A 9,181-nucleotide genomic window follows, 5' to 3' on the forward strand; every position below is an offset into this window, starting at 1 on the left:
CCTTTAGTGATGAAATTTAGAGATTTATAAAAAAATGACTAAAAAAAATGCAGTTCAGGATGAAAAAACGACATTCTATGAAATCGTATAGACAATTAAATTGAAAAAAGTTATTATATAATCAAGATATGTGATTCGGAAATGAGACATCGTCAATCTTATTGAAATCTACATACACTTTATGAAAATAAATAATGTACTTTTATATAACTTTTTCCTAATCCCCATTTTTTATTGGCCGCTCGTCCAATTACATATCTTTTTTATAGAAATTAATAGGCTTGAGAAATCAAGCCGTTTTTTTTTGTTTTTAAGGGCATTAGTGCAGATTAGGATAAAAAATACATTCTGTGAGTGAAATTCGACATTTTAGGAAATCAAGATATACATTTGGGGATTGCATGCTATAATGTAATCAAGGTTAGAGAGCAAGAAGAATGTATGGTTTAAGTTAGTCCCTTAAACATAATAATTTCCCTCATTCATTCTATCTAAAATTGCTGTTGTGTTCTCTACCGATGATGCTGTTGTTCAAAAGGTCTGTACTTTGTACAGGCCTTTTGGCATTTTAGAAGATAAATAGTTAAAGATGCTTTTGAATCTATTGGTATAGTTTCAAAAGTGTTTTTTTATTTTTCATCACCTCTTGCATAAAATTGAATAAAAATTAAGAATTAAGCACTTTTTAGGTCAAAAGAATAAATAAAAACAAATAAAAACGAAATAAATATAAAAAAATAACAAAAAAGTGTTGACAAGTGAATAAATATGCAATATAATTAATCTCGTAAGGTTGATAGAGATAGCAACCACAAGAAAATATAAGAAAAGAGAAAAATATTATGTCAAAAGAGAAAGTTATCCTTGCCTATTCGGGAGGTCTTGATACCTCAGTCGCTATTACTTGGCTTAAAAAAGATTACGATGTTATCGCTGTTTGTATGGACGTCGGCGAAGGTAAAGACCTTGAGTTTATCCATGACAAGGCTTTGACGGTTGGAGCTGTAGAATCTTATGTACTTGATGTCAAAGATGAGTTTGCTGAAGATTATGTGCTTCCAGCACTTCAAGCTCACGCTTACTATGAACAAAAATATCCTTTGGTTTCAGCGCTTAGTCGTCCAATTATTGCTAAAAAATTGGTTGAGATTGCTCATAAAACAGGAGCAACGACTATCGCTCACGGTTGTACTGGTAAAGGTAATGACCAAGTTCGTTTCGAAGTTGCCATTGCTGCCCTAGATCCAAGTCTTAAAGTAGTAGCGCCAGTACGTGAATGGAAATGGTCTCGTGAGGAAGAAATTGAGTATGCTAAGGCTAATGGTGTTCCAGTTCCAGCAGACCTTGATAATCCTTACTCAGTCGATCAAAACCTTTGGGGACGTGCTAACGAGTGTGGTGTTCTTGAAAATCCTTGGAATCAAGCTCCAGAAGAAGCTTTTGGGATTACCAATTCACCAGAGTCTGCGCCAGATGAAGCTGAATATGTCGATGTAACCTTTAAAGAAGGGAAACCAGTTGCTCTTAACGGTAAAGAAATGAAATTGGCTGACCTTATCCAAGAAATGAATGTTATTGCTGGTAAGCATGGCGTCGGACGTATCGACCACGTTGAGAACCGTCTTGTAGGTATCAAATCTCGTGAAATTTATGAATGTCCAGGAGCTATCGCCCTTTTGACAGCTCATAAAGAAATTGAGGACTTAACTTTGGTACGTGAAGTTTCTCACTTTAAACCAATTCTTGAAAATGAATTGTCAAACCTTATCTACAATGCTTTGTGGTTTAGCCCAGCAACACAAGCTATCATTGCTTATATTAAGGAAACACAAAAAGTTGTTAATGGTATCGCTAAAGTTAAGCTTTACAAAGGGCATGCTCAAGTAGTAGCACGTCAATCAGCTAATTCATTGTATGATGAAAACTTGGCTACTTACACATCAGCTGACAGCTTTGATCAGGATGCTGCAATTGGATTTATCAAGCTTTGGGGTCTTCCAACTCAGGTTAATTCACAAGTTAACCATCCATTTGACAATTAATGACAGATTACATAAGAAAAGTAGACTATTAGAAGAAAAACGCTTCTTATCAGATAAAAGTGGACAGAGAGCCACATCTGATACTCTTTTCTTATAACTTATATTATTATCGTTAAGGCGTTCTGAGAGGCGTCACGAGCCTAAATAAACTACGACAGAGATCGGGTTTTAGGAAAACAAGTGTCCAGAGAGACAAATTAAGCTAGACAAATACTATCTAGCTTTTTTCATTTAAGTTATTGTGACCAAAGAGGTCGTTGCTTGTTATAAGTATTAAGAAAGGATGGAAGATTATCCCAGTGTGGGGTAATCTTCAAAATAAAACTATGGCAGAAAATCATAAACTATGGGGCGGTCGGTTCGAAGCTAGTCTTGAAAAATGGGTAGAAGAATTTGGTGCTTCAATCTCATTTGACCAAAAGATGGCAGAGTTTGATTTGAAAGGGTCTATTGCCCATGTTACGATGCTTGGTGAGACAGGAATTATTACCAAAGAGGAAGCATTGCAAATTAAACAGGGCTTGGAAGAACTGCTTGAGGAATATAAGGCTGGTAAACTAGAATTTGATGTTTCCAATGAAGATATCCATATGAATATGGAGAGTCTTTTAACGGCTAAAATTGGACCAGTAGCAGGAAAACTTCATACAGCACGTTCACGTAACGACCAAGTGGCAACGGATATGCACTTGTATCTAAAAGCCAAACTAGTGGAAGTTATTGAGAAGCTTGATAATTTACGTGGTACTTTGGTCAATCTAGCAGACAAACATACCTACACGATTATGCCAGGCTACACCCACTTGCAGCATGCACAACCGATTTCTTTTGGTCACCACTTGATGGCTTATTACAACATGTTTACACGTGATGCCGAACGTTTTGAATTTAATATCAAGCATACGGATATCTCTCCACTCGGAGCTGCTGCTCTAGCCGGAACAACTTTCCCAATTGATCGTAATATGACATCTGACTTAATGGGCTTTGCAAAACCATATAGCAATTCCTTGGATGCTGTTTCCGATCGTGACTTTATTCTCGAATTCTTGTCAAACTCAAGTATTCTCATGATGCATATGACACGTATTTGTGAAGAAATCATTAACTGGTGTTCTAACGAGTTTAAGTTTGTAACTCTATCTGATACTTTTTCAACAGGCTCTTCCATTATGCCTCAAAAGAAAAACCCAGATATGGCAGAACTAATTCGTGGGAAATCAGGTCGTGTCTATGGCAACTTGATTGGATTGTTGACCGTGATGAAGTCATTACCTTTGGCCTACAATAAAGATCTCCAGGAAGATAAAGAGGGTATGTTTGATACGGTAGAGACGATTACTGTCGCTATTGATATTCTCGCAGGCATGCTCAATACAATGACTGTTAATGACAAACATATGGCAGAATCAACAGAGAAAGATTTTTCAAATGCTACAGAGTTGGCTGATTATCTTGCATCCAAAGGCCTACCATTCCGTGAAGCACATGAGATTGTTGGAAAACTTGTCCTTGAGTGTACCAAAGCTGGTTATTACCTTCAGGATGTTCCTCTCGAACGTTATCAAGAAGTTTCAGATTTAATTGAAGAGGACATCTATGAGACACTTAAATCTCATACAGCTGTTGAACGTCGTCATTCCCTTGGTGGAACTGGTTTTGACCAGGTTAAATGGCAAATCAAAGAAGCTCAAAAAGCTCTAAAAAAATAAGTCTCTAAGGCCCTAACCATAAGGTTTTGGGCTTTTTTGCTATTTATGATATAATAGTACTAATTTTGAGTTTGGAGTCGCATTTTGAAAAAATCTTATCGCGTTAAGAAAGAGAAAGACTTTAAAGCATTATTTGATGCAGGGCACAGTGTTGCTAATCGGAAATTTGTTGTCTACTGTCTGGATCGTGATCTGCCTCATTTTAGAGTGGGTTTGTCAGTCAGTAAGCGTCTTGGTAATGCGGTTACTCGGAATCGGGTAAAACGTCGTCTACGACATGCACTGATGGACATGTCATCTCAGTTAGAACATCAAGATTTTGTCGTTATTGCTCGTAAAGGTGTCGAAGACTTAAGTTATCAAGACATTTATAGCAATCTCGTTCATGTCTTAAAAATAGCAAAGTTATATAAGGACTAAAAAATTATTTTGCTTCTTTACATTGTAGGATAAACTAAAATCACTCCTGATTTTTGAGATACTCTTAATGAATGGAAGCGAAGCAGTTCTTTATCGTATTAAAAAGGAGTTTTTAGTGAAGAAAAAACTTAATATATCTGTTTTAGGTGCAGGAGCTCTCTTGCTTTTGTCCGCGTGTGGACGAAGTGATGTTACAAGTCACTCCACAGGCCTTTGGGAACGTCTTATTTTAATGTTTGGGAAGGCTATTCAAGGGCTCTCATTTGGTGGTTCTATTGGATTAGGTATTATTATTTTCACGATTTTAATTCGTGCGGTAATGATTCCTCTTTATAATCGCCAAATTAAGTCAAGCCGTGAACTACAAGAGTTGCAGCCAGAGTTACGTCGCTTGCAGAGTGAGTATCCTGGACGCGAGAATCGTGAAGCTCTTGCTTATGCACAACAAGATCTTTATAAAGAGCATGGTGTAAATCCTTACGCAAGCTTCGTTCCTCTCTTGATCCAATTTCCTATTTTGATGGCTCTTTATGGAGCGCTCACACGAGTGCCAGAGTTGCGAGAAGGAACATTCCTCTGGGTTGACCTAGGTCAGAAAGATCCTTACTTTATTCTTCCGATTTTGGCGGCTGCTTTCACCTTCCTTTCAACTTGGTTGACAAATAAGGCAGCTAAAGATCGTAGTGCAATGCTTCTTGTTATGAATATCATGCTTCCAATCTTTATTTTCTGGTTTGGAACTCAGATTTCTTCAGGGGTAGCACTTTACTGGGCAGTTTCGAACGCCTTCCAAGTTGTTCAGATTTTGGTTTTTAATAATCCGTTTAAAATCATTGAAGAACGTAATCGTTTGGAAGCGGAAGAAAAAGAACGTAAAGCTAAGATTCGTCGTGCCAAGAAAAAGGCGCATAAACGTAAATAAGGAGGCTTATTATGGTTGTCTATTCTGGACGAACAGTCGAACAAGCTATCGAAAAAGGTTTGAAAGATCTTAATTTACCCCGTATGAAGGCTCATATTAAGGTGATTTCTCGTGAGAAAAAAGGTTTTCTAGGGTTCGGAAAGAAACCAGCTCGAGTTAGTGTTGAACCAATAAATGAAAAGATAGCTCACGAAGCAGATCAAAACACCGTTAAAGTGGCTCCTGATGCTGTAAAACAATTAGACGATTCTGTCGCAAGTCCAAAAGACGAAACGATTGCTTTCAATAAAGTGACAAAACTCGTTACGGTTTCAGATAGTAAGGAAATTGCACAAGAAAACTTAAAGCAACCAGTGTCTACAGAGACCCTTGGTGAAGAGTTGCCAGATAAGAAACAGGAGCAACCAAAGGCAACAATTATTCCTCTATCTGTTAAACGTGAGTCATCGGAAGAGGATGCTACAGAATTTATGGCAAATTCGCTTGAGCCCCAACTAGAACCGGTGGCTCAAGTTCAGACTCCGGAAACTTCTGAAGGAGATTTCAGTTCATTTGTGGCATCTGAGTTTAGTTCAGATGAGTCTTCTGAAAATAATTTAGAAGATATTCAAGCGGCTGCAGATGATGTTTTATCTTACCTCGAAAAAATTATCTATGAAATGGATGTCGATGCTAGCCTAGAGGTTAGTCACAATCGTCGCAATATTATCATTCAGATTGAAACAGACCAACCTGGTCGTGTTATTGGTTATCATGGCAAGGTTCTCAAGTCTTTACAACTTTTAGCGCAAAATTATTTGCACGATCGTCATTCTAAACGTTTTAGTGTTGTTCTTAATGTTCGTGATTATTTGGAGCAACGCACAGAGACTTTGATTGATCTAGCAGAAAAAACGGCGGCTAAAGTAAAAGAAACAGGTCGAGAGTACGTTATGGATCCAATGACGAATAGCGAACGAAAAATTATCCATAAGGCACTTTCTCAAATTGAAGGTGTTGAAAGTCACTCAGAAGGAGACGATCCTAATCGTTACGTTGTTGTGACAAAAGTATAGTTAAAATAGCGTTTATTGCTTACAGAAGCTAGTCTTATTTGAAGGCTGGTTTTTTTGACAATAAAAAGTAGACGGTGTATACTTTATTTAAAAGGTAGTCGCTGTCTACTTAGATGGAAATAGGAGTCAAAATGAAACGTAATACTGCTGAATTGAAGGAAAAGTTAATCGAAACTGGAGTCGAGGAAATAAGAACAAGAGGTGTTGATCAACTATCTATCCGAACGGTGGCTCAAAGATGTGGGGTCACCCATGGAGCGCCCTATAAGCACTTTGAAAATAAGGATGTCTATCTTCAGGTAGTTTTAGAGCGTTTATCTGAGATCTTTTTGAAGTGTCTGACAAAAGGGGTAGACTCTTCGCTTGATGTAAGAGGTCAATTAGTATTAATGGGCTGTAATTTTGTGGAATTTGCTCAAAAAGAAACAAATAGTTTTGAGGCCTTGTTTATTAAGTTTCCTTTCAATTATATGGAGCTCACTCGAGACAGTATCTCTGTTAATGCCCATTTACCAGGGTTTGAGCACTTTAAGAGTGTGGTTCTGAAGCTGAAAAGTAACATGAATATTTCTGGTAGTGAGGCAGAAATATTAGTTCATATCTGGAGTTTTATTACTGGATTAGCCGTTTTGGTAAGGAGTCCTATTGGTGATAATTTCAATAGTAACACTATTGAAGAGACTGTTAGTACTATGTTAGACATCTATGTTAAAGGAGCTAAACAATGAAAACCTTAATTATCTACGCCCATCCAAACGACAAGAGCTACAATGCCTCTATACTAGAGACTGTTAAAGAAAATTTATCGTCTAAACATGAGTTAAAGATTCTAGATTTGTATAAAGAGAAGTTCGATCCTGTTTTACGTTTTGATACAACACATAGGAGAAGAGACTTAGCGCACGATGTAGCTATGAAAGACTATCGAGATTTAATAACTTGGGCAGATCAGTTGATTTTTATTTTTCCAACTTGGTGGAGTGGAATGCCAGTTATCTTGAAAGGATTTATTGAACGCGTTTTTGTTGCTGGCTTTGCCTATGAAAATACACCCCGTGGATTGGATGGTAAATTAACTGGGAAAGCTTGGATTATTACAACCCACAATACACCAAAGATTGTTCTACCTTTAGTTCAAGATTATTGCAAAGTCCTAAAATTTCAAGTCCTAAAACCTTGTGGTATTAAATCGGTCAAAGTTACCCAGGTTTCACCCGTTGAGTATATGAGTGATTATAAGCGAAAAGAGGTACTCAAGAAAATAGCTAAACTAGCAAGAAGGTTATGAGCAAGCGATGATATAGGAACGGCATTGTAGTTTACAGTTATCACTAGCCTTCGGGCATCGAAGATATAATGAAATTAATATCTAAGTAATTCTTGACAAGATTAAGCTATTGCTATAAAATAGTATGGTATGTTTAGTAACTGATCAAAAATAGCCGGCTAAACGAATACGAAAATCTATCAGGAGGTATTCAACGTGAAACGTACTTATCAACCAAGTAAAATCCGTCGTCAACGTAAACACGGATTCCGTCACCGTATGTCAACTAAAAACGGACGTCGTGTTCTTGCAGCTCGTCGTCGTAAAGGACGTAAAGTTCTTTCAGCTTAAGACATTATTGAAAGCAACAGTGCTCGAGACTGTTGCTTTTTGTTTTTGCTATAATGATAGTGTTGATGTTTGCTGTTGTTCATCGAAAGTTTGAAAATATAGAGCTGACAATTCTTGTAATTTTTGATAAACTAAAGCGGTTGTGGATAATGACCACTTACTAAAAAATACTTAGGACTGTTTTTCCTAATGTAAGGAGTATAAATGACTGACCTTCCTATTAAATATCATCTTATAAAGAAAGAAAAACACACAGGGGCACGCTTGGGGGAAATTATCACGCCTCATGGAACTTTTCCAACACCGATGTTTATGCCTGTAGGTACCCAAGCTACAGTAAAAACGCAATCTCCTGAAGAATTAAAACAGATGGGTTCAGGAATTATTTTGGCCAATACCTATCATTTATGGCTAAGACCTGGTGATGAGCTCGTTGCTAAAGCTGGAGGACTCCATAAATTCATGAATTGGGACCAAGCGATTCTTACTGATAGCGGTGGTTTCCAAGTATATTCATTGGCCGAAAAACGAAATATCTCGGAAGAAGGTGTAACTTTTAAAAATCACCTTAATGGAAGTAAGATGTTTTTATCTCCTGAAAAAGCAATCTCGATTCAGAATAATCTTGGCTCAGATATTATGATGAGTTTTGATGAATGCCCCCAATTTTACCAACCATACGATTATGTGAAAAATTCTATTGAACGTACAAGTCGTTGGGCAGAACGAGGGCTAAAAGCACATCGTCGTCCACATGACCAAGGTCTTTTTGGAATCGTACAGGGAGCAGGTTTTGAAGATCTTCGTAGACAATCTGCACAGGATTTAGTTTCTATGGATTTTCCAGGTTATTCAATTGGAGGTCTTGCAGTAGGAGAAACCCATGAAGAGATGAATGCAGTTCTAGACTTTACTGTACCTTTACTTCCTGAGAATAAACCACGTTATCTTATGGGGGTAGGGGCACCAGATAGTTTGATCGACGGTGTTATTCGTGGCGTTGACATGTATGATTGTGTTCTCCCAACACGAATTGCTCGTAACGGAACTTGTATGACGAGTCAAGGACGTCTCGTGGTTAAAAATGCGGCGTATGCAGAAGATTTTAGCCCTATAGATCCTGAGTGTGATTGTTATACATGTAAGAATTACACACGTGCTTATGTGAGACATTTGTTGAAAGCAGATGAAACGTTTGGAATTCGCCTGACAAGTTATCATAATCTCTACTTCTTGGTAAATTTAATGGCCAAAGTACGACAAGCTATTATAGATGACAATTTACTTGAGTTTCGCCAAGACTTTATAGAAAAGTATGGTTACAAGTCAAGTAAAAGAAATTTTTAAATAATGTATTTAGCAGTACATGATTGTACTGCTTTATTTTTTTCAAAAAACCTATTGACAAGCAT

General features: G+C 37.3%; 9 protein-coding genes. All 9 read left to right on the forward strand.

Features of this window, described 5'->3' with window-relative positions; genetic code table 11:
• The first annotated feature begins 842 nt into the window (after window positions 1-842).
• The 9 genes from HMPREF3112_RS01100 to tgt all read left to right on the forward strand — a co-directional run bounded on the left by HMPREF3112_RS01100 (window position 843) and on the right by tgt (window position 9,116).
• Window positions 843-2,042: an argininosuccinate synthase gene (locus tag HMPREF3112_RS01100; RefSeq protein ID WP_002885646.1), complete on the forward strand. Its 1,200-nt coding sequence runs from the start codon at window positions 843-845 to the stop codon at window positions 2,040-2,042.
• Between the two features lie 326 nt (window positions 2,043-2,368).
• On the forward strand, window positions 2,369-3,754 hold the full coding sequence (argH, locus tag HMPREF3112_RS01105; protein ID WP_037601513.1) for an argininosuccinate lyase: 1,386 nt from the start codon (window positions 2,369-2,371) through the stop codon (window positions 3,752-3,754).
• Window positions 3,755-3,838: 84 nt separating this feature from the next.
• Entirely contained in the window at window positions 3,839-4,174 is a 336-nt protein-coding gene (rnpA, locus tag HMPREF3112_RS01110) for a ribonuclease P protein component (RefSeq protein WP_002891957.1), read from the forward strand.
• Window positions 4,175-4,289: 115 nt separating this feature from the next.
• A complete protein-coding gene (locus HMPREF3112_RS01115) occupies window positions 4,290-5,096 on the forward strand; it encodes a membrane protein insertase YidC (protein WP_037605452.1) in 807 nt (268 codons plus the stop codon).
• An 11-nt stretch (window positions 5,097-5,107) separates the two neighbouring features.
• On the forward strand, window positions 5,108-6,151 hold the full coding sequence (gene jag / locus HMPREF3112_RS01120) for an RNA-binding cell elongation regulator Jag/EloR (RefSeq protein ID WP_070437499.1): 1,044 nt from the start codon (window positions 5,108-5,110) through the stop codon (window positions 6,149-6,151).
• 131 nt (window positions 6,152-6,282) lie between these two features.
• The gene (locus HMPREF3112_RS01125; RefSeq protein ID WP_048674184.1) at window positions 6,283-6,879 is read left to right on the forward strand and encodes a TetR/AcrR family transcriptional regulator; all 597 of its coding nucleotides are present in this window, start codon (window positions 6,283-6,285) and stop codon (window positions 6,877-6,879) included.
• Complete coding sequence (locus tag HMPREF3112_RS01130) at window positions 6,876-7,439, forward strand: NAD(P)H-dependent oxidoreductase (protein ID WP_048674182.1); 564 nt, start codon at window positions 6,876-6,878, stop codon at window positions 7,437-7,439. The genes HMPREF3112_RS01125 and HMPREF3112_RS01130 overlap by 4 nt, the downstream gene beginning before the upstream one ends.
• A 195-nt stretch (window positions 7,440-7,634) precedes the next feature.
• Entirely contained in the window at window positions 7,635-7,769 is a 135-nt protein-coding gene (gene rpmH / locus HMPREF3112_RS01135) for a 50S ribosomal protein L34 (protein ID WP_002885866.1), read from the forward strand.
• A gap of 204 nt (window positions 7,770-7,973) precedes the next feature.
• On the forward strand, window positions 7,974-9,116 hold the full coding sequence (gene tgt / locus HMPREF3112_RS01140; protein ID WP_048674180.1) for a tRNA guanosine(34) transglycosylase Tgt: 1,143 nt from the start codon (window positions 7,974-7,976) through the stop codon (window positions 9,114-9,116).
• Window positions 9,117-9,181: the final 65 nt, after the last annotated feature.

It is taken from the genome of Streptococcus sp. HMSC10E12 (assembly GCF_001807855.1).
In the GTDB taxonomy this organism is placed as follows: domain Bacteria; phylum Bacillota; class Bacilli; order Lactobacillales; family Streptococcaceae; genus Streptococcus; species Streptococcus salivarius.